The organism is Xenorhabdus yunnanensis (assembly GCF_028598805.1).
Lineage (GTDB): Bacteria > Pseudomonadota > Gammaproteobacteria > Enterobacterales > Enterobacteriaceae > Xenorhabdus > Xenorhabdus yunnanensis.
The window spans coordinates 1-21,725 of record NZ_JAQRFI010000037.1 but is presented as its reverse complement, the minus strand read 5'-3'; the positions used below and the strand labels follow the sequence as shown (position 1 = coordinate 21,725).

Genomic DNA, 21,725 nt, shown 5'->3' with positions numbered 1-21,725 from the left:
GGTAAAAAATATGGTAAAAAAATATGGTAAAAACGTATGGCAAAAACCATATGGCAAAACTATACGGCAAAATATATAGATAAGTTATGGGTAAAAGCAGGAAATGGGTGATTTGCGAGGAAAATGGAAAACTCCCCCGATTAGGGAGAGTCGTCATTAGGCTTTGGCTGGGGTTTTATCTGCCGTTTGGGCGAAAAAAAATTTCAGGATTAAATTCAACAGAATGCCATAAACAGGTAGGAAGAAAAGCATGCAGATAAACAGCTTGAAAGCATAATCCACCAAAGCAATTTCTACCCAATGCGTTGCCATGAATGCATCAGTGCTACGGTAAAATGCGATAAAGAAAAAGGCCAGTGTATCGAGCATATTACCGAAAAACATAGCAGTAGCCGGAGCTATCCACCAACGACTTTTCTGGCGCAGACGGTTGAAGACGCCAACATCCAATATCTGGCCAAGCATATAAGCCATAAAGCTGGCTGTCGCAATGCGGGCGACAAACAAATTAAAGGTTCCCAATGTTTCAAATCCCTGCCATGTCCCCTGGAAAAATAGAGCGGAGATCAGATAAGAGATCAGCAATGCCGGTAGCATGACGGAAATAATTATCCGGCGTGCCAGAGGTGCTCCATAAATACGCACGGTCAGGTCAGTCGCTAAAAAGATAAAAGGAAATGTAAATGCTCCCCAAGTGGTATGAAAACCAAAAATGGAGATGGGTAATTGCACCAGATAGTTACTGGAAGTAATGATCAAAATGTGGAAAAGCGAAAGCCAGATCAATGCCGTGGCCCGCTGCTGCGCAGTCAGTTGGAACATATTGTACCTTTTTGGTGGATGGGGTGAGGGAACCCAAAAAATCAATGCACCTGAAGATCAGGTGACCGGATCATACGCGCGTTGCGCAATAAAAGTAAAGTACGGCAGTTGACGATATTTTGTAATATAATCCATTGCCATCGATTGTTTTAACCTACAGAGATTGTTATGTCCGATGTTTTCGCCAACCCCGACAAAACGCTTGATACGTTGGGATTACGTTGCCCTGAGCCAGTAATGATGGTGCGCAAGACAGTCCGCCATATGGTTGCTGGTCAGACGTTGTTGATCATTGCGGATGATCCGGCAACAACCCGTGATATTCCGGGATTTTGTCGTTTTATGGATCATGCATTGATCGCTCAAGAGACAGAGCAAACTCCTTATCGGTATCTGCTCAGAAAAAAGGAGCCATGCTAGGCTCTTAGTATGGTATTCGGCCAATTATTACCTTACTGATGCCTTATTTCTTTTTTCCTTAATAGCAATCTTGTGTCGTTATCATTTTGAAAAGGTGCATGCTAATGCTCTGCACCTTTTCAGTTTGTTAATTTCCTTTGTTACTTTTCTATTTGCCTGTCCGTGACGATGTAGATTGAAACTCCATTTATTGTTTCTGTTATTGCTTCTGTGATTTGATTCGCAACAGCCGAATCGCGTTCGCGGTTACTAACGCAGTGGCTCCTGAATCAGCCAGAACCGCCATCCATAGCCCCGTGATACCCAATAAACTCGTGATAAGAAATACCGCCTTTAAGCCCAATGCAATAGTGATATTTTGACGGATGTTATAATGGGTGGTTCGAGACAGAGCGATAATTTCAGGTAAACCAGTCAGTCGGTTATGTGTTAGGGCTGCGTCTGCCGTTTCCAATGCAACATCGGTGCCGCTGCCCATGGCAACCCCGATACTGGCGGCTTTCATAGCTGGAGCATCGTTGATGCCATCGCCGACCATCATGGTACGGTGTTTTTTATTCAACTCAGTGACGGCTTTCACTTTATCTTCAGGTAACAATCCGGCGCGATAATCAATGCCTAGCTGACCAGCAATAGCTGCTGCGGCCCGGGGATTGTCACCAGTCAGCATCACTGCTTCAACGCCTTGTTTTTTCAGAAGACGGATAGCGTCTATAGCATCCTGACGCAACGTATCTTGCATCGCTATTAATCCCACAAATTGCTTATCCCGAGTGACAGCAACCGCTGTTTTTCCACCATTTTCCAGCTCAGTGACTCTCTGTTTCCATTGTTCGGACAAAGTATTTTCCGGCAATCTTCCAGGGGCTGCGACGAGAATTTTCTGTCCTGACAATTGCCCTTCAACACCGATCCCAGCCAGTGCCTTGCGATGTTCAGCTTCAACAACTGTCACACCTCTGTTTTCTGCCGCATTCAGGATAGCTTTTGCTAATGGGTGATGGGAGCCACTTTCTACAGCACCCGCCAGTGCCAGTAAGGTTTCTGCACTGATATTTTCTGCGGGTTCAATTTCAGTAACCTGTGGTTTTCCTTCTGTCAGTGTACCGGTTTTATCCAGAGCAACTGTGCTTACGGCACCAAGCTGTTCCAATGCTGCTCCACCTTTGATAAGGGAACCACGACGCGTTGCTGCGGCTAGTGCGGAAGTAATTGCGGCAGGTGTCGAGATGACCAACGCACACGGACAGCCGATTAAAAGCAGAGTCAGGCCACGGTAGATCCAAGTTTCCCATGAGCCGGCAAAGAACAGTGGTGGGATCAAGACTACCAGCGCTGAGAACAAGATAATCAACGGAGTATAGACGCGACTGAATCGGTCGATAAAACGCTCAATTGGTGCACGGCGTTCTTCAGCTTCTTCAATCAGTTGAAGGATGCGATCAATGGCGTTGTGTCCGGGTTCAGAGATTACTTTCATCTGCACAGCACTATCGACAGAAAGACAGCCTGCGGCGACTTTTTCCCCCTGCTGCCGCTCAATCGGAACAGATTCACCAGTCAGGGCACTTTCATCGAAACTGGCAAATGGGCTGAGCAGTTCAGCATCGGTAGGCAAGCGGGCACCCGGAGCTATTTCAATAATATCGCCCGGGCGCAGATCAGCCGCTGATATAGTTTTCTTTTTTCCATCCTTAATCAGCAAGGCTTGATCAGGAACCAAAGCCATCAAAGCACTAACGCCACGGCGGGCGCGTCCGGCGGCGTAGGATTCCAGTATTTCCCCTAATTTGAACAGAAGAATAACCATCGCGGCTTCTGCGGTGGCATCAATAAACAAGGCACCAATAGCAGCAACACTCATCAAAGTTTCAATGGCGAAAGGAGTGCCAGAACGAATCAGTTTGATGGCTTTAGTCGCGACCGGATATAACCCGATTAGCGTAGTAATGATGAAAGCGATCTGCCCTGCGGGAACATTGACCTTTGATATTCCCCAACTGACAAACATCAAAGCAGTCAGAATAAGAATTGGGGAGAATGTTTTCCAGTGATTGACCGCCGGAGGCAGTTTAGATGTTGAATCCGTCTCTTTGATTTCAAAGCCAGCCTGTTTTACCGCTTGCTCGACGGAGGCGCGAATATCAATATCAGCGTCAACAACCAGTTTCTCTGTTGTGAATAGAACCTTGACCTGCTTGGCTTCCGGTAGTTTTTTCACAGCATTTTCGATCTTTCCTGCACAGCTTGGGCAATCCATGCCTTGGATGATCCAATTAAAACGCTGTCTCGCAGTTAATTCAGGGGGAGCGTTATCCTGTACAGTATGTGCATGATCGTGTGAACAGTGTGCGCCGCTATGTTCATGAGAGCTATTTTCATAAGAATGTTCATGAGAGCTATGCGAATGGTCGTGATTGTGTTCATGACATTGATGTGAATGCTCACTAACATCATTGGCGGCATCTTGATGTTCTTCCTTTTGGGAAGGCAAAGAACTGTGCTGTGATTGCTTATGTTTTTGGGAAGTGGATAACATAGGCGACCTCTTAGATAGAGTTAATGCAAATTAGTTTAGATTAACTCTACACTCTGGAGTTCACTCCAGAGTCAAATCTAATAAGAGGAATTCTTTTGATGAATTGTGCTATTTAAGGTGGATTCTCATCATCAACTTCCTCCCTCTTTATGTTATCTGCGTTTTAAGCTTTTGCCCGATAAGAGCAAGCAATCACAGGAACAATGAACGAATAATTAAAAAATGTCCGATAAAACCACAGGCAGCAACAATCGCTTTTGACAGTTTAAAAGGGAAACGATAATGAGCAATGATATTGATGCTATGTGCAAGGAGTAGCAGGATAGCTCCAGCCATAATAGAAAACCGGCTTGCATTGCTGAATGAAAAATATTGTTCTCCGGCAACCCAAACCATTAGCAGCGCCATAACGAAACTATCTACCACCCGCCAACGCATATGATCCAGACGAGTCCAGATTGTTAGCATGACCACAATGCCTACGACCAGCAAGATCAAAGGGAGTGGGAAGAAGAAATTGAAGCCCATATGTAAAGCAAAACTGATGGTGTATAACAAATAACTCAGAAATAGCGCGATGAATGAGATGAGTAAATATTTACTGGGGAGCATGCGGAGTGAATCAGAGAGCAATGCAGTAACAAGACCTGCAATGATGAAGTAACCTGAAACTTCAAGATTGGGTGCCTGCCAAGCCCATAATAACAGGAGCAACATAGTGACAGGGCGGAAAACCCATTGCTGCCAGTTGGTGCCACGATAGACGGCATCAATATATAACCATCCAGAGAAAAACACAGCAAGAAATGGCCAACTCATATTTTTCCTTTCCTATATGTTTAACGCCCTTTTTATCAGGCAATTTTATTTTTGATGGGATTGGTACGGAGAGTATCTTGATTTATCTTTATTAACGAACAAATAACTTTTTATTATCAAAAACAAAGAACGTCAATGAGTAATTAGCATAATTACTCATCAACGATTTTTGGTTTGTCTCCAATAGGAAGAAGACAAAATGGAACATTTGGTACGGGAAGTTACTTTTTCTCCCCTTCTTTCTCTTTTTGTTGTTTTTTCTGCCAAGCCAATAGCTCAAAAACGCCGAAAAAGAAGATTTTGGCTTGGAAAAAAGCAGACAGTTTTTGATCTTTAGGCTGGGAGCTTTTCAGCATAATCAATTGAAAAGCATGCATGATTATTGTAAAGACCATTGCAATATCCATGAAATATTTCAATGGATTAGGGAATGGATGAAGCAAATTGAAGATCATGATGCCCCAAACCAAGATCATGATTACTCTTCCTAATTGAATAAACATCATTAACTCCGAAATTATGTTTAAACTGTTCAGACACCATATTTACTGATGGCGAATATATAACCGGTAAGCAACTTGTCCAGCGATTTTTTCCCGATGCAGTTTCCAGTTTGGAGGAACTTCTGTTGCCGCAGATTCTGCTTCTGCCTCAACATAAATCCAGCTTTCTTCTGCCAGCCAGCCATTGGCTTCCAATAAATTGATTGTTTCAGCCAGCATTCCTTTACGGAATGGAGGATCGAGGAAAACCACATCATACGGTGTTCCTGTTCCTGTGCCATTAAGGGATTCGTTGAGGTATTGTAGTGCACTACCTTGTATCACATCGGCATTTTCAGCTTTCAGTGAGGCTAGGTTAACCGATAGTTGTTTCGCCACATTGTGATCATATTCAATTAAGGTAGCGTGACTTGCATAACGTGACAAAGCCTCAAATCCAAGAGCGCCGCTGCCGGAAAAACAATCCAGGCAACGAGATTCTTGAATTATTGGCATCAGCCAGTTAAACAGAGTCTCGCGGACGCGATCTGTTGTTGGGCGCAGGCCGTCACTATCAGGAACCGGCAATTTTCTCCCACGCCATTTTCCGCCAATAATACGAATTTGCCCTAAAGACGCGCGTTGTGGTTTTTTGGTCATAATTTACATAACTTAAGCATTTGTCATCCGATGCTATTAAATAATATCTGGCGGAGACAAAAAGTGAGTGAAAATGAAGAAATCCATTGATTAATTTACCATGAAATCCGCTATAGATATGTGTTGTGGTGTGATGAAAATGTTAGACTGGATTTTATCACCGTTAGAACCTGTCCCAGTAGATAAAACAGCATATATCTAATAGATTTCTGGTTGTCATTAAGCCAACAGCGCTGTGGTTTGAAAGATGAAAGTATCATGGGATAGGCTGTTATAACGCCATAATTAACCGCGAGGAGTGTAGTGGCCGATGGCAAAAGAGCAAAAAAAAGGTTTCTTCTCTTGGTTCGGACTTGGTCGTCAAGATAAGAAGCAGCAAGAGGAACAAGCTGAACAAGAAAGAATAGCTGCGGAAGAAGCTGAGCAGCTGCGTTTGGCGGAAGAAGCGGCCTGTCGTGCTGCGGAAGAAGCTGAGCAGCTGCGTTTGGCGGAAGAAGCGGCCTGTCGTGCCGCCGAAGAAGCCGAGCAGCAACGTTTAGTGGAAGAAGCAGCCCGCCGTGCCGCCGAAGAAGCCGAGCAGCAGCGTTTAGTGGAAGAAGCAGCCTGCCGTGCCGCCGAAGAAGCCGAACAGCAGCGTCTGGCGGAAGAAGCGGCTCGCCATGCGGCCGAAGAAGCCGAACAGCAACGCTTAGCGGAAGAAGCAATCCGTCATGCTGCCGAAGAAGCCGAGCAGCAGCGTTTAGTGGAAGAAGCAGCCTGCCGTGCCGCCGAAGAAGCCGAGCAGCAGCGTCTGGCGGAAGAACAAGCAGCATTACCGAAGGAACAAGAACGACCAACTAAAGAAGGTTTTTTTGCTCGTCTGAAACGTAGCTTAGTTAAAACCCGTCAAAATCTTGGCTCCGGTTTCTTAGGGCTATTCCGTGGTAAGAAAATTGATGATGATCTGTTTGAAGAACTGGAAGAGCAGTTACTGATTGCGGATGTGGGTGTCGAAACTACCCGTAAGATCATTACTAACCTGACAGCTCACGCCAGCCGCAAAGAGCTGAAAGATGCGGAAGCGCTTTACTCTAAACTGAAAGAAGAGATGTCAGACATTTTGGCGAAAGTTGATAAGCCACTGGAAATTGAAGGCAAATCACCTTATGTCATTTTGATGGTGGGAGTGAATGGCGTTGGCAAAACGACCACTATTGGTAAATTGGCGCGCCAATATCAGTCTCAGGGCAAATCAGTCATGCTGGCGGCCGGGGATACCTTCCGTGCAGCAGCGGTAGAGCAGTTACAGGTTTGGGGCGATCGCAACAAAATTCCTGTGGTTGCCCAACATACGGGCGCAGATCCGGCCTCAGTGATTTTTGATGCCATTCAGTCAGCCAAGGCCAAAGGCGTTGATATCCTGATTGCGGATACCGCAGGGCGCTTGCAGAACAAATCCCATCTGATGGAAGAACTGAAAAAAATCGTTCGGGTGATGAAAAAACTGGACGAAGAAGCGCCTCATGAAATTATGCTGACTCTGGATGCAAGTACAGGTCAGAATGCTGTAAGTCAGGCTAAACTATTCCATGAAGCTGTGGGATTGACGGGTATTTCACTGACAAAACTGGATGGTACTGCGAAAGGGGGAGTTATCTTCGCTATTGCCGATCAATTTGAGATCCCAATCCGCTACATTGGCGTGGGTGAAGGAATTGAAGATCTCCGTCCATTTAAGGCAGACGATTTTATTGAGGCTCTTTTTGCCCGAGAGGATTAACTATTAATGATTCGCTTTGAACAGGTCAGTAAAGCCTATCTTGGAGGTCGGCAGGCGTTGCAAGGAGTGGATTTTCATCTACTTCCAGGAGAAATGGCATTTTTAACCGGTCACTCAGGGGCCGGTAAAAGTACACTTTTGAAACTTATCTGTGGTATCGAACGCCCCAGTGCAGGCCATATTTGGTTTTCTGGTCATGACATCAGCCGACTAAAACCCCGGGAGATCCCTTTTCTGCGTCGTCAGATCGGCATGATTTTTCAGGATCATCACCTGCTTTTGGATCGCACGGTATACGAAAACGTTGCTATGCCACTGATTATCTCAGGGGCAAGCACTGAAGATATTCGTCGACGAGTATCTGCGGCGTTGGATAAGGTCGGCTTACTGGACAAAGCGAAAAATTTCCCCATTCAGCTTTCTGGAGGAGAACAACAGCGTGTTGGGATCGCTCGCGCAGTGGTGAATAAGCCAACCGTACTGTTGGCGGATGAACCGACGGGAAATTTGGATGGGGAATTATCAGAGGGGATCATGCGTCTGTTTGAAGAATTTAACCGGGTTGGTGTGACGGTTTTGACGGCTACCCATGATATCGCTCTTATTGAACGAAGAAATATTGAACGAAGAAATTATCGTACCTTGATCCTGAATCAGGGACGCATGCAAGGAGGACAGCATGGTTAAGCATGTCCGTCATTCAGCGAAAAAAACACAGTCTCAGACACCCAAGTCCAAATCATTGAAAGGAGGGTGGCGTGTACAGTGGCGTTATGCATGGAAAAGCACTCTGTCTGATATGTTTGGCCAACCGTTGGCAACATTGCTGACCGTTATGGTGATAGCCATTTCCCTGACCTTGCCGAGTGTGTTTTATATTGTTTGGAAAAACGTCAACCAAGCAGTGATACAGTGGTATCCCGTCCCACAACTCACAGTCTATTTGGATAAATCACTGAATGACAATAGCGCCAAACAGGTGATTGATCAGTTGAAAGGCATGGATGGCGTGAAATCGGTGAATTATCTTTCCCGCGAAGAAGCCGTAAACGAATTCCGTGCTTGGTCGGGGTTTGCCAGTGCACTGGAACTGCTGGAGGAAAATCCTCTTCCGGCGGTCGCTATCGTTTCTCCCAAATTGAATTTCCAAAGTACTCAGACACTAACGACATTACGAGATCAGGTCGCGCAGATTAAAGGTATTGAAGAAGTCAGGATGGATGATAGCTGGTTTTCCCGCTTGACTGCCTTGACCGCCCTTGTTGGCAGAATTGCCGCTGTGATAAGTATTTTGATGGTAGTTGCATTGCTCTTGGTCATTGGTAACAGTGTCCGGCTGAGTATCTTTAGCCGACGTGAGACGATTAACGTCATGAAGCTGATTGGGGCAACAGATGGTTTTATTCTGCGCCCTTTCCTTAATGGTGGAGCCTTATTGGGGATTTTAGGGGCAATATTCTCGCTAATCCTTTCCTCTTTGTTGGTGTGGAAGCTTTCCGATGTGGTTACGGAAGTAGCGAGTGTCTTTGGAACAAGCTTTAGGCTGTATGGTTTGGGGTGGGATGAAGCTCTCTTATTAGTGCTTATTTCGGGTATGATTGGTTGGATTGCTGCATGGTTTGCGACAATTCAGCATTTGCGTCGTTTTAAGCCAGAATAAAGGCGCTTGCAAGGCCTGATAGTGAACTTTTAGGCTTAATCGTTGCCTAACTCACAGTTATGGCTTTGTGCTGATATTCACACAATTGAGATGATTTGAATATGATCTCTACGGTGGTAAAATAGACGTATCTTTGACTTGAATAAATCTCATTGGTTAATTCAGGCAAATCTGAAAGCCATCAATTTGGATCTAATTTTGAGAGAATTTGAATGACAAAAGAAATGCAAACTTTGGCATTAGTTCCACAAGGTAGTTTGGAAGGATACATCCGTGCCTCCAATGCTTATCCTATGCTTTCCGCAGAGGAAGAGAGGGAACTGGCAGAAAGGCTGCATTACCAGGGAGATCTGGATGCAGCGAAAAAGCTGATTCTTTCTCACCTGCGCTTCGTTGTTCATGTTGCCCGCAGTTATGCCGGTTATGGTCTGCCGCAAGCGGATTTAATTCAGGAAGGCAATATTGGCCTGATGAAAGCGGTTCGTCGATTTAATCCAGAAGTAGGCGTGCGTCTGGTTTCTTTTGCGGTTCACTGGATTAAGGCAGAAATCCATGAATATGTATTGCGTAATTGGCGTATTGTGAAAGTTGCAACAACAAAAGCTCAGCGCAAGCTGTTCTTTAACTTACGCAAGGCTAAACAACGTCTGGGATGGTTCAATCAGGATGAAGTTGATCTGGTCGCCAAAGAATTAGGTGTGACCAGCAAAGATGTCCGAGAGATGGAATCTCGCATGTCAGCACAGGATATGGCATTCGATATGTCCTCTGATGATGATAATCATGATAGCCATCCTGTGGCTCCGGTGCTGTATTTGCAAGATAAAGCTTCTGACTTTGCCGATGGCATTGAAGAAGATAACTGGGAAAGCCACGCTGCGGATAAACTTTCTGTGGCGATGGAAGGACTGGATGAACGTAGCCAAGACATCATTCGTTCCCGTTGGTTGGATGATGACAACAAAACTACTTTGCAAGAATTGGCAGATAAATATGGTGTATCTGCCGAGCGTGTTCGACAGCTAGAAAAAAATGCAATGAAAAAGTTGCGACTGGCTATTGAGGCGTAAACTCTTAGACTTATTAATGGCATGTCAATTTAGTTGCACGCCATTTAGTTACATATAATTAGTTGAGTAAAACTTGCTAGATTAAAAAAAGCGATAATTTGTTTTATCGCTTTTTTTAGGTTCTTCGCATCTTAGTGTGAAGGTTGTTACGATATGGATTCATTCATGAGGTAAAACCCGCATATGAGCACTACCAAAAGAGTAGATAAATAAGCCGCAGCAACCATAGTTTTTCGGTTGTTGCGGCGTTCTCAGGAATTACATAACTTACGAGATCGCCGCCAAATCCTTAATTTGAGGAGATGGACTCGTGCACTCAAAAGATTTTTCTTGGCAATATTCTCTTACCGCCACAATATTACTGTTATCACCTTTCGATTTACTGGCATCACTGGGCATGGATATGTATCTACCCGTAGTGCCTTTTATAGCCGATGTACTTGGTGCAGGAGCGGGGACGATCCAGCTAACGTTGACGGCATACTTGGTTTTGTTAGGAGCCGGTCAGCTTCTATTCGGCCCGCTGTCAGATCGGTTTGGTCGTCGCCCTGTTTTACTTAGTGGTGGGGTTGCTTACATTGTGGCTTCATTCGGCCTGACGGTAGCTTCATCGCCAGAAGTTTTTCTGAGTTTCCGGGTTATTCAAGCCTGTGGTGCTTCAGCATGCCTCGTAACCACTTTCGCGACTATACGCGATATCTATTCGGGTCGTAAGGAAAGCAACATCATCTATGGCTTACTTAGCTCTATGCTTGCTATGGTTCCAGCAGTAGGCCCACTGCTAGGGGTGTTGGTTGATACTTGGTTGGGGTGGCGTGCAATCTTTGGTTTGCTAGGGAGCGCAATGACAGTAGCTGTTATTGTAGCCTGGCGACTTTGGCCAGAGACCCGATGGCAACGGACGGCAGACTTTCAGTGGTCGCAGTTACTTTTTCCAGTAAAACGCCTGCATTTCTGGCTGTATACGCTCTGCTACAGTGCAGGAATGGGTAGTTTCTTCGTCTTTTTTTCAACAGCTCCTTGGCTAATGATGGGCCGACAAGGGTTATCGCAGCTTAACTTCAGCTTGCTATTTGCAACAGTGGCCGTCGCAATGATAGTTACTTCGCGAATCGTGGGAAGTCTGATTACCCGGTGGGGAAGCCTGAACATGTTACGGGCAGGAATGTGCTGCCTGATAGCAGGAGCACTGTTGCTGGCTGTTGGAGAGACACTCATGCCTAAGTCGGTATTTGGCTTCATCGCCCCAATGTGGCTTGTCGGTGTTGGTATTGCTACTGCGGTTTCTGTGGCACCTAATGGTGCGCTTCGAGGTTGCGATCATATAGCAGGGACTGCTACAGCAGTTTACTTTTGTTTGGGAGGGCTATTGTTAGGGAGCGTCGGAACACTCGCCATTACACTTTTATCCAGCACAACTTCCTGGCCGATTATCGCTTATTGCCTAATCCTAGCAACAGTAGTGCTTTGTCTGTCCTGCTTTAATCCCAACAGGCTTCATATTAGCAATAAGCAGTGAAGAGCATGATGCCCTTGTGTCACGAGAAATTGGTAGCCCGTAATCGGACAATGATCATGATTAAAGCGTTTTAGAGGATGAACAACCGGATCAAAGTCATTAAGCAGGTGGCCTACGGATACTGCGACACGGATTACTTCTTTTGAAGATTGTAGTGGTACAGATTCGTGTCGCGCTTCCCGATAAAAAGTACGATGAATTTGGAGTATTTGGCTTTGCTGGTTAGGGATGCCAGAAAATATGTGTCAGAGAGCCGAGGAAATTGATTATGAAAATTGTGATTGCCCCTGATTCATTTAAGGAAAGCCTGAGTGCCTTGCAAGTGGCACAGGCGATAGAGCGGGGTTTTAAGGAAGTTTATCCACAAGCAGACTATATCAAGTTGCCCATGGCAGATGGTGGAGAAGGGACAGTAGAATCATTGGTCGCCACCACAGGAGGAAAATGCATCGTATGTACTGTTACCGATCCTTTGGGGCAGCCTGTTGAGGCATTTTTTGGCCTGCTTGGAGACGGGAAAACCGCAGTAATTGAAATGGCGGCGGCCTCTGGTTTGCATTTGGTGCCGATAGAACAGCGTAACCCTCTGGTAACAACGAGTTATGGGACGGGAGAGCTGATTCTGGCTGCGTTGGAACATGGCGCGAGCAAACTGATCTTAGGCATTGGAGGCAGTGCAACCAACGATGGTGGCGCAGGTATGATGCAGGCACTGGGAGCGAATTTATTGGATTATGACGGTCGTATTCTGTCATTTGGCGGCGCGGCATTAACTCGGCTGGAAAGCATCGACTTAACGAATCTGGATTCACGTCTCAGGAAAATTGAACTCACCGTGGCTTGTGATGTGAATAACCCATTATGTGGTGAACAGGGTGCATCAGTGGTATTTGGACCACAAAAAGGAGCGACACCGGAGATGGTTAAATCGCTGGATTCTGCATTGCATCACTATGGAATGAAAGTGGAATCCTTAATGGGGAAAAGTGTGATTAATGCCGCTGGTGCAGGTGCGGCGGGAGGAATAGGCGCTTCTTTATTGGGATGCTTGGGAGCGAAATTGCAGTCAGGCGTTGAGATTGTTATCGATATCTTGAAGCTGGAAGAAGCCATTCAGGGCGCGGATCTGGTCATTACGGGGGAAGGCCACATAGATAGCCAGACCATACACGGTAAAACTCCCATTGGTGTTGCCTGTGTTGCGAAAAAATTTGGTATTCCCACCATTGCGTTAGTTGGGGGAATGAGCCGGGACTATCACATTGTGCATCAACATGGGTTGGATGCAGTCTTTTCCGTCATACCGGAGGCTTGCTCCCTGTCAGATGCCCTTGCCAATGGCGCTGATAACTTGCAGGTAACAGCACATAATATTGCAGCGTTTTGGGCTATTTCTCGCTGAATAATATGCTGTTTTTTTTGAAATATTTTGATTTTTCAGTCTATCTTTCTGATTGAACAAAATGCGAATCAGGTGCTGAAACTAGCTGATCGTGGTTATGTGCTCGAAAATGACCATATTGCTTTGGGTGATACAGGCAAGGCATTGCCAGCCAATGAAGCGGTCAGAAATGCCTATTGGGGAGAATAATAGCAGAAGCAAGTTGGTTGAAACTATTGGAAAACTACTCGGCGGAGGAGCTGATGACCATTAAGCGATTTATTGTCGATATCGCTGATATAATGGAGCACACCCGATAATGAAATGCACAATTTACAATGATATTTGACAAGAGTCAGAAGCCTGGATTGGATAATTGAAATCAGTGACACAATAGGCTTCTGACGAATTTACCTTGTCCCATTTAACAACCATTTTTCCCTATAGTTGTTTCAGCAATGGGAGTAAATTGATCCGTGAGTTTATTAACAGTACTGTCCTCTTTTTTGCTTTCCATGCAATCCAGAAAAAACCAACTAATTGAAGTGTCTAATATTCTGGCAATACGAACAAGATGGGTTAAGTTAATTCGATTCGTCCCTCTTTCGTAACGTGAAAGTTGCTGTTGACTGATGCCAATTTGTTTTGCTAATGCTGTTGCGGTGATACCTTGCTCTTTTCTTTTGGTGCAAATACGTTTCCCGACTAATAGATTTGCATCTTCCATATCTTATCCTTTTTTAATCAGTAAGTTATGGCGTCATCAAGGAGACTTGCTGGGGTTTGAAATTAGTTGGATTTTCGCTCCGCCAGTTGCTCGTAAAATAGAGCTTGCCTTGAAGGATTTATTACCGTTCACGGTATGCCTATTGTTACCACCTGATTCGCCGTTTTGTTTTCTGATATGCGTCTTTTTTTTGTAATGACATGATTTTTTTATTAACATTTTTGTAAAAAAAACAGTCCGTTATCGAAGCAAGGAATGTTCTTCCATGATATGAATTACATTTTTCTGTTTTGTCGCTACCTCTACATATTTTTTCGACTGCACTACCGATGCAGCTTAAACAGGATTTCTGTTCTCCTTGCATGAGAGATAACTAATATTCTCCTATTTTTTACCTTATGGTATTTTATGTAATTTTACATAAGTTATTTTGTTGATTTGTAATGATTTTTAAATAACTTAATAAGATAAATATGCAAAAAATAATAAATATCTACCTAATCTCATATTAATTGACATGTTTTATTCTTATTGGTAATTTTTTTCGATTATAAACTGGACAAAATATATCAAACTGTACACATAATCCTACATAATATAACCTAAGTCAAATTTCATTACACAATGAAAATCATTTCATTTAACTAATTATAATATATGAATTTTTTTTGTTATCCACATATTTTGTTGCGTTTCAGTAGTATTAATGGTGAAAAAATACTACTTGATGGCATTCAAGTATTATAAAATAAATCAGAACTAATACACAAAATACAATACATATATAAAATTTAATTCTACTTAATAGCCACCAAGTGGATTATAAATCCAAACTTAACAGTTTGATATAAAATGTTTTGTTTTTTTAATAAGATTTTATTGATTTGGCTTATATAAAAACATTTAAACATTTTAGTTGATTATTGTGATTGATTTACTAAGTTTTCATTAAAAATATTACTTATTGTTACCTTTTCTACTAAATAGACTTTTAATTTATCCAAAATTGGAGTTCATTCGTACTTACGATATTTTTAAAACAAAGAAGATATCTCGTTTGATAAAGGGTGATTTTTTATATTTTTTTAAATAAAAACAATCAGATGTGTTTTTTGTGGCTCGGCTTGGGTACTTTTTGAAAAGCGATATATTTTTTTATTTTTCGATTTATCTATGAATAATCATCAAATTGAGGGAGTTTTTTGCTGTATAAGCCGATAACGAGGTGATTTCTCTCTGAGAGATTTTAAATCGCAAAATACATACATATATGTATTTTTATAGCACGTTATTTGATTTGTTTTTTGTGGATGCCAAACGAGATTTGATTAGGCTAAAAATTTTAATAAATTAATGTTGGGGAGACTATGCACTTGCAATGATGCAAGCAGTGGCAAAATAGTGCTCAGTGTTTCCGTTGGGGTTTCCAGTCGAAAACGGTGAATTTGTTTATGAACCTGTGTCTCTGCTCGTGTCATAGCAATGCAGCACGGTGACTTCCTAGACGTACGGGGAAAATGACACACTCCAGTGTAGGAGGTGAAAATTAGTGATATTTCGAGCCATATCGTGATGGTTCAAAGGTATTTCCAATCCGTTAGGAGAATCAAAAACGCCGGAAGCAGGGCGTAATATATGGAAAAGATTAGGGCATGATGAAAAATGGACGCTACATGATCTAAGATGAACCTTTGCAACAAAACTGAATGAATTAGGTGTGGCACCACATATCATGGAACAGCTCTTAGGCCATACTTTGCCGGGAATTATGGCAATATATTGAAGATATTATGTAAGAAAATTCATTGTTAATTTTCGAATAAAATATATTTTCTATATTTAATTATTTTGATAACTATATAAAAAATTACATTTATTTTAATAATCGGGATTATAATGTGTTACTTGTTTTTGTGTCAAATAAGAGAGTGATATATGCCATTCGTTCCTCCTTTTAGAAATGAGTTTTTTGAGGGTGACCTGATATATGGTTTGGCTAAGGGAAGAGAATCTTATATTAGGGATATTGATAAATTCAAAATTGTTAAACGTAAACTTGATAAATCTACTTCTGGACAAGAATTCTTTAAACCGCCAATGATTAATTATTATTTAATTCCGTCTGAAGAAAGGGAAATGATATCTTTTTTAGATAATTTTAATAATTCAATGAAAAATAGGAAAGTAGCTCCCTCACTACAACGCAATAATCAGGCATATGAATACAGACGTTATCTTAATGTTGTTGCTTTTGAGGGATACAAAGAATATAAGGAAAGTTTCTATTCTTATCTTAAAAAACACGATAAATATCATACTGTGCTTGATGAAAATATAGATAATAAAAATGTAACTATAGGAAGGAAATGTAAAGGGGGATTATCATGGGTATCTATGAGCAATTACCCACTGACTCCGAATATGCATATACATTTCATACTTGATGGAATAAATATAGAAGAAGTCGTAAGTAAAACAAAGGATTCTATAACTGCAAAAGAATTGAGGTGGATTTACAGAAACAGAAATAGTAAAAAAGTCGCTAGCAAAATACAATTTTGGTTGAATCAAAAACCTATTTATCCACCTTGGGTTTTAAATGAAACATTATGGGATAACTATTACCAGCGTAGTATACTTAACCGCGATCTATCTGGGGAATTGTCTAGATTATTTAATATGATGTAATTAATAAATATGCCCAAAGAATTTCAAGGTGGGTCGCGGTGGCAAGGGATCAAATCTCCGGTAGCATAGATAACTATGTGACCGGGGATGAATGAGCGCAGCCGATAAAGAGGCAACTTGAAAGACGAAGGATATAAATCAATGTAAAAATAGGAGTTTAATATGCTCATTTTTACCTCCATTTAGAAAAGCGGTTGATGAAGGTTATTTAATATATTATTTAGGTTTCAAAAGGAATTTTTATATTAATCACAATGATAAATTTAGAAATGCTAAAATTAACTATGGTGAGGTTTTTAAGCTACTAAAAATTGACTATTGAGGTATTAAATGCCTTGTTATGCTTGATGATGGTTCGGTTCTTAATGGTGAATTTAATCAACAAAATAAGGTTATGTTTACATCAATAACAGGAATTTTTTTAAGAAAAATTATTGGGTGAAATCATGACATATGAAGTGGTTAAAGAAACATTTGCAGGAAAACAAGATTATCCTATTTTAGATAAAGCTGTTGCAGCATTAGAGGAGCTTCTTTTGGATTTTTGCTGATGTAATTAATGATGTTAATATCAGGCAAAGTTATACTTCGAATATTACAAAAGTGCTCTCTGAAGTTAAGCAGATGGTAATGTTTCAGGTTGTTTATCAAAAAGGACTTGGACGTGATGAAGGATTTGCAGTCACACTGAAACTTGCCCACTTGATGAGTTTGCGTTTTCAGGGAGTGGTGTAATGTAGTGCTTCGTTGAAAAGTTGGCGGAAGTAGTTAGAGCAACCAGAGACGAAACTTCATATTGTTTTTGGTACAAAAGGCGGTCGGCCAAGACAAACCCGTGTATTGAATGTTGCTGTTGGGAAAGAGGCTGTAGAGCAGACGGTTACAATTACAGAACAACGTGGCAGCAGGTTGATTGATAAACCGGATCTCAAACAGACTATGAACTATTAGCGAACACATACGATAAAAATCGGTTTAAAAGGCCGTCATTCTCTCTACAGCCTGCGTTATGCACGGGAGCAAGATACATTGGAGTTTTACCAACAGAATGGCTTTATTCGTCAGGAGACAAGGGTTTAGGTCTCAGTGGAAGAGGTAGTAGGAATGATAAATATTCGCAACGACTGGCATTCCACCAATATTATCGCTACCCCACTAATTCCTTCTGTTTTCACCCTTTGTTTGTCTCTATGTTTTCCAATAACTTTCTATGCTGAGGATTTTTACGTGGAGTATTCGATCGGGTACTCAGAAACAAAAAAAGCACCCCCTCAAAAAGAGAAAGTGCTTTAATATCAACATGATCTAAGACTAGGATCAGTTCATGCCGTATTTTCAGTTTTTAAGTTCTCATGCTATCAAGTATTGTTTTAAATTCAAATAAAATCAAAGTGATAATTAAATTATATACTGTATATTGTTTCAGTGTTTATTGACGTTTACCCACTTTTACAACAAACTGTGTATAAACATTTGTATAAACATTTGTATAAATATTTTGGGTGATCATGGCTAATGAACTGAATAAGCTAAGTGATAAAAAGGTTAAGGTGCTTTATGGAAAACCAGTGCCAAAATTGAGTTTGTAGCAGATGGCGCGGGGCTTAGTGCTAAAGTATCTGTAATCGGTGGCGTTAGCTGGGTTTTTACATACAGGCTGGATGGTAAGAAATTAAACCGTTTAACGTTAGGGCGCTATCCCGATATGAGTCTAAAGGCAGCTAGAGAGCTACGAGATAAATGCCGTAACTGGTTAGCATTAGGAAAAGATCCAAAATTACAATTAAATCTTGAGCTTCAAGAATCGCTTAAACCCGTCACAGTTCGAGATGCTTTGGAGTACTGGATTGACAATTATGCCAGAGATAACAGAGTTAATGTTATTCGTCATATAGCGCAGCTTGAGAAACACATTTACCCCTATATAGGTGAGATGGCTTTAAGTGATTGTGAAACTCGTTATTGGCTAAAGTGTTTTGACCGTGCGAGAAACGAATCCCCTGTAGCTACTGGCTATATATTTCAAATGTGTAAGCAGGCATTGAAATTTTGCAGGGTTAGAAGATATGCAATAAGTAATGCTCTTGATGATTTAACTATTCCTGATGTTGGTAAAAAGCAAAATAAGAGAGATAGGGTATTAACTGATAAAGAACTAGGGCAATTATGGGAATCGATAAACGAAGATAAGCATATTCCCTATTATAACTATTTACTGAGAGCACTGGTTATTTTTGGCTGCCGTTCCCATGAGGCCAGATTATCAGAATGGAAAGAATGGGATTTTGATAATTGGTTTTGGACAGTACCAAGAGAGCACACGAAAACAGATGAAAAAATAATTCGTCCAATCCCTATTTATATCAGGGAGTTTATAACTGAATTATATAATCTGAATAAAAATAGCGGCTATTTATTAGGCGAATTGAAAAAGCCAGAAGTTATTTCTCAATTTGGTCGTAACTTATGGAAAAGATTTGAACATTCCGAAGCATGGACGTTACACGATTTAAGACGAACATTTGCGACGAAGTTAAATGATATGGGAATAGCACCTCATATTGTTGAGCAGCTATTAGGACACTCTTTGCCGGGAGTAATGGCAATTTATAACAGGAGCCAATACCTACCAGAGAAGCTAGACGCTTTAAACAAGTGGTGTGAGCGGCTGGATGTGTTGGCAGGTAATTATGAGAATGTGGTTATATTAAAATCAGCTCAGTAATGGGTATTTGATTTGATGATAAGCAGGGCAATTGTAATATATACGTAACAAAGTTGCTTTCTTCTGTAATGATTCCCTTTAAGTAAAATACCCTCACAAAAACAATTAAACAGTGAGGGTAACATGACTATCCAATACAGCATTCCTACACCTGAAGAACGCCGTGCTATTCTTTCCGAGTATGGCGAACCTTATGATCGTCTGATACGTGAAAAGGAACGTCAGCACATCACCTCTATTTCCAGAACGTCAGCATGGAAATTGGAAAATGAAGGCCGTTTCCCTGCCCGTAAGCCATTAGGCCGCAATTCTTGTGCTTGGCTACTTAGTGACCTGCTCCATTGGGTACGCAATCCGCCCACAGTAGAAAATATAAATAACCCGTATAGCCGCAAAGCCACTAATTAAATAATAGCGTGATGGAAAAATTAACTGCCTTAATTGGCAGCGGCCTAACTCACTCTAAAAATAGTCTGATTTTTTGGGATAAAGGGATGTGATGGCGGCTATTAACTATAAGGACTCCTTTTGTTTAAGGAGTCACCAATTTGAGATAATTTCTTCTTTGAGAGGATTAATCAATAACTGGGTTTATTTCTGGGCGGTTCAGCCTTTGGGTTCAATTCCCCGTGATTGTAATTCCTTACGGGCTAGATCCTTAAACCAGTTTCCCAGACTCATGCCTTCATTTTTGGCTAATTCTGATAATTGTTTCTTAAATTCAGGCTGCATACGTATTTGGAAAGCCGGAGCTTTGCCTTCACCCTTAGGGCTTTTATCTCTTTTGACTGTTGACATGTGTGTACCTATCAGAATAGTATTATATACATTAGGTACACACCTTACCACGGTAGAGCCTAATAGAACAACGCCCCACAGTGATCGCAACACATGTAGGGCGTTTAACCACAACATTATCGGAGCTAATGCTATGGCTGATACACAGTCTAACCAAACTCGCCTTAAATTTACATTCTTAATTGCATCCGGCACTCAGCGGCTGGCTGATATGTCCCCCTTGATCTTCGTATTACGTCAGGGGGCATACAATGAGTAATAAACCTATCTCACTAAAACAGGCGCTATATCGTGCAGGTTTGGGTATTTCACTTTTCACGTTCATTACCAAAAAAGCTAAAGATGAATGCGAAACTAACTTAAATAATCTGATTGCGCTGGCGGGCGATATTCATCGGGAAGTTTACCGCGCCCTGTTGAAACATGCTCCGCAGCCACCGATGAATAAATTATTAAATTGCATTGTATACAGGAAATCCGATCCATTAGGTCAGGCTTCATTTCGGGCGGGTTTATGTACCTCTTTATATGAGGTCATTCTTGAGCAGGCCAGCCAACACTGTTCGGAAGAATTACATGATTTGCTTTCGCTGGCCTGTGACATCAATCAGGAAGTCTACTATTCGCTTTATGCAGCAGTTAATGGCGAGGATGAGTGATCATGAGTCAAGGAAAGAATAACCAGAAAAGTCGTCCGATTGACGTAATCCGAGCGGTTAAACAATCCGCCGCTAGTCACTGGCAACTTTTATTACCCACCTGTGGGATTGATGTTCCGGCAAGAGGCAAGCATGGTGCTTGCCCGATATGCGGCGGCACTGATCGTTTTCATTTTATTGATGATAACAATAACGGTGACTGGCATTGTCGCCAGTGTGACCAGCCGAATCACGGTGACGGGCTGGATTTAGTGGCAAGAACTAAAGGGATCACTATCTTTGAAGCGGCTAAATTGGTTTCTGGTGCGCTGGCGCTTCCTTTACCAGAATCCAAGCTAGCCAAAGAAAAGCCCCGTACAGTAAAAACCATTATGGAACGTGTTGCGGCATTGGTCGCAACTTCTGTCATTGGCGAATCTCAGTATCTGATTAAAAAGGGGCTGCAATGCCCCAACCAGCGGTTATTAAAAGACGGTTCTTTATTACTGGTGACCCAAACATTGGACGGAACGATAACAGGCGCACAAACGATTATGCCAGACAGTCAAAAGCGCTTTGTTTACGGTACTCAGAAAAAGGGGAGTTTTATTCCCTTATCTGAGATAACCGGAACGTCTGACACGTTCATCATTACCGAGGGCTATGCAACGGCCTTAACGGTCAGCCAATTGCATGAGGGCTTAGTACTGGCTGCGATGGATGAGGGGAATTTATCTGCTGTTGCTGAACAGGTCAGAGAACGGTGGCCAACAGCAAAAATCATACTTGCCGCCGACAATGATTGGCACTCACCGGGTGAGCTGGACAACAACGGTAAGCCCAAGAAGAACGTTGGCAAGATTGCAGCCGAGAAGACCGCCAAAGCTATCAACGGATGGGTAGCATTTGTTGTGGTCAACAAAAATTGGTCACTGGCTTAGCGTTTTTCCAAAATAATCGTTCTGACTCATTGGGCGTTAACCCATTGTTATACCAGTGAGGACGAAGCTGGCTGTAA

At 42.2% G+C, this 21,725-nt stretch carries 17 protein-coding genes and 6 pseudogenes; 16 read left to right on the top strand and 7 right to left on the bottom strand.

The annotated features are described in order from the left end of the window. Positions 1–156: 156 nt before the first annotated feature. Positions 157–822: a 7-cyano-7-deazaguanine/7-aminomethyl-7-deazaguanine transporter gene (locus tag PSI23_RS14750; RefSeq protein WP_273555795.1), complete on the bottom strand. Its 666-nt coding sequence runs from the start codon at positions 820–822 to the stop codon at positions 157–159. 168 nt (positions 823–990) lie between these two features. On the opposite strand from PSI23_RS14750, the gene tusA reads away from it, so the two are divergent. Further along, positions 991–1,242, top strand: a complete 252-nt coding sequence (gene tusA / locus PSI23_RS14745) for a sulfurtransferase TusA (RefSeq protein ID WP_273555794.1) — start codon at positions 991–993, stop codon at positions 1,240–1,242. 199 nt (positions 1,243–1,441) lie between these two features. Here tusA and PSI23_RS14740 read toward each other — a convergent pair whose 3' ends face one another. From PSI23_RS14740 to rsmD, 4 genes are all read right to left on the bottom strand, one after another. Next, complete coding sequence (locus tag PSI23_RS14740; protein ID WP_273555793.1) at positions 1,442–3,781, bottom strand: zinc/cadmium/mercury/lead-transporting ATPase; 2,340 nt, start codon at positions 3,779–3,781, stop codon at positions 1,442–1,444. Positions 3,782–3,973: 192 nt separating this feature from the next. After that, entirely contained in the window at positions 3,974–4,600 is a 627-nt protein-coding gene (locus tag PSI23_RS14735) for a lysoplasmalogenase (RefSeq protein ID WP_273555792.1), read from the bottom strand. A 221-nt stretch (positions 4,601–4,821) separates the two neighbouring features. Next, complete coding sequence (locus PSI23_RS14730; protein ID WP_273555791.1) at positions 4,822–5,103, bottom strand: DUF1145 family protein; 282 nt, start codon at positions 5,101–5,103, stop codon at positions 4,822–4,824. 42 nt (positions 5,104–5,145) lie between these two features. Next, a complete protein-coding gene (rsmD, locus tag PSI23_RS14725) occupies positions 5,146–5,742 on the bottom strand; it encodes a 16S rRNA (guanine(966)-N(2))-methyltransferase (protein WP_273555790.1) in 597 nt (198 codons plus the stop codon). A gap of 310 nt (positions 5,743–6,052) precedes the next feature. On the opposite strand from rsmD, the gene ftsY reads away from it, so the two are divergent. From ftsY to PSI23_RS14690, 7 genes and pseudogenes are all read left to right on the top strand, one after another. Then, positions 6,053–7,501 carry a signal recognition particle-docking protein FtsY gene (gene ftsY, locus PSI23_RS14720; RefSeq protein ID WP_273555789.1) on the top strand — a complete coding sequence of 483 codons (1,449 nt, stop codon included), beginning with the start codon at positions 6,053–6,055 and terminating at the stop codon, positions 7,499–7,501. 6 nt (positions 7,502–7,507) lie between these two features. After that, complete coding sequence (gene ftsE, locus PSI23_RS14715; RefSeq protein WP_273555788.1) at positions 7,508–8,188, top strand: cell division ATP-binding protein FtsE; 681 nt, start codon at positions 7,508–7,510, stop codon at positions 8,186–8,188. After that, positions 8,181–9,161 carry a permease-like cell division protein FtsX gene (ftsX, locus tag PSI23_RS14710; RefSeq protein WP_273555787.1) on the top strand — a complete coding sequence of 327 codons (981 nt, stop codon included), beginning with the start codon at positions 8,181–8,183 and terminating at the stop codon, positions 9,159–9,161. The genes ftsE and ftsX overlap by 8 nt, the downstream gene beginning before the upstream one ends. Positions 9,162–9,373: 212 nt before the next feature. Next, entirely contained in the window at positions 9,374–10,231 is an 858-nt protein-coding gene (gene rpoH / locus PSI23_RS14705) for an RNA polymerase sigma factor RpoH (RefSeq protein WP_273555786.1), read from the top strand. Between the two features lie 310 nt (positions 10,232–10,541). After that, a pseudogene (cml, locus tag PSI23_RS14700) lies at positions 10,542–11,793 on the top strand (CmlA/FloR family chloramphenicol efflux MFS transporter). A 225-nt stretch (positions 11,794–12,018) separates the two neighbouring features. Then, entirely contained in the window at positions 12,019–13,152 is a 1,134-nt protein-coding gene (locus tag PSI23_RS14695) for a glycerate kinase (protein WP_273555785.1), read from the top strand. 39 nt (positions 13,153–13,191) lie between these two features. After that, a pseudogene (locus PSI23_RS14690) lies at positions 13,192–13,341 on the top strand (branched-chain amino acid ABC transporter ATP-binding protein); the annotation flags it as partial. Between the two features lie 214 nt (positions 13,342–13,555). Here the strand turns inward: PSI23_RS14690 and PSI23_RS14685 are convergent. Then, a complete protein-coding gene (locus PSI23_RS14685) occupies positions 13,556–13,858 on the bottom strand; it encodes a helix-turn-helix domain-containing protein (RefSeq protein WP_273555784.1) in 303 nt (100 codons plus the stop codon). A gap of 1,597 nt (positions 13,859–15,455) precedes the next feature. Here PSI23_RS14685 and PSI23_RS14680 point away from each other — a divergent pair. The 5 genes and pseudogenes from PSI23_RS14680 to PSI23_RS14660 form a co-directional block, all read left to right on the top strand. Then, positions 15,456–15,638: pseudogene (locus tag PSI23_RS14680) on the top strand (tyrosine-type recombinase/integrase); the annotation flags it as partial. Between the two features lie 155 nt (positions 15,639–15,793). Continuing rightward, on the top strand, positions 15,794–16,546 hold the full coding sequence (locus PSI23_RS14675) for a hypothetical protein (RefSeq protein WP_273555783.1): 753 nt from the start codon (positions 15,794–15,796) through the stop codon (positions 16,544–16,546). Positions 16,547–17,326: 780 nt separating this feature from the next. Beyond that, positions 17,327–17,497 (top strand): annotated as a pseudogene (locus tag PSI23_RS14670) (integrase domain-containing protein); the annotation flags it as partial. A 557-nt stretch (positions 17,498–18,054) separates the two neighbouring features. Then, positions 18,055–19,271, top strand: a pseudogene (locus tag PSI23_RS14665) (tyrosine-type recombinase/integrase). A gap of 123 nt (positions 19,272–19,394) precedes the next feature. Then, positions 19,395–19,679 carry a helix-turn-helix transcriptional regulator gene (locus PSI23_RS14660; RefSeq protein WP_038216727.1) on the top strand — a complete coding sequence of 95 codons (285 nt, stop codon included), beginning with the start codon at positions 19,395–19,397 and terminating at the stop codon, positions 19,677–19,679. Positions 19,680–19,877: 198 nt separating this feature from the next. Here the strand turns inward: PSI23_RS14660 and PSI23_RS14655 are convergent, their stop codons facing one another. Continuing rightward, a complete protein-coding gene (locus PSI23_RS14655; protein WP_038194249.1) occupies positions 19,878–20,069 on the bottom strand; it encodes a hypothetical protein in 192 nt (63 codons plus the stop codon). 133 nt (positions 20,070–20,202) lie between these two features. Between PSI23_RS14655 and PSI23_RS14650 the strand changes: the two genes are divergently transcribed. The 3 genes and pseudogenes from PSI23_RS14650 to PSI23_RS14640 form a co-directional block, all read left to right on the top strand. After that, positions 20,203–20,328, top strand: a complete 126-nt coding sequence (locus PSI23_RS14650) for a hypothetical protein (RefSeq protein ID WP_273555782.1) — start codon at positions 20,203–20,205, stop codon at positions 20,326–20,328. After that, positions 20,321–20,728 carry a hypothetical protein gene (locus tag PSI23_RS14645; protein WP_273555781.1) on the top strand — a complete coding sequence of 136 codons (408 nt, stop codon included), beginning with the start codon at positions 20,321–20,323 and terminating at the stop codon, positions 20,726–20,728. The genes PSI23_RS14650 and PSI23_RS14645 overlap by 8 nt, the downstream gene beginning before the upstream one ends. Positions 20,729–20,730: 2 nt before the next feature. Beyond that, positions 20,731–21,609, top strand: a pseudogene (locus PSI23_RS14640) (primase-helicase zinc-binding domain-containing protein); the annotation flags it as partial. Positions 21,610–21,725 lie beyond the last annotated feature (116 nt).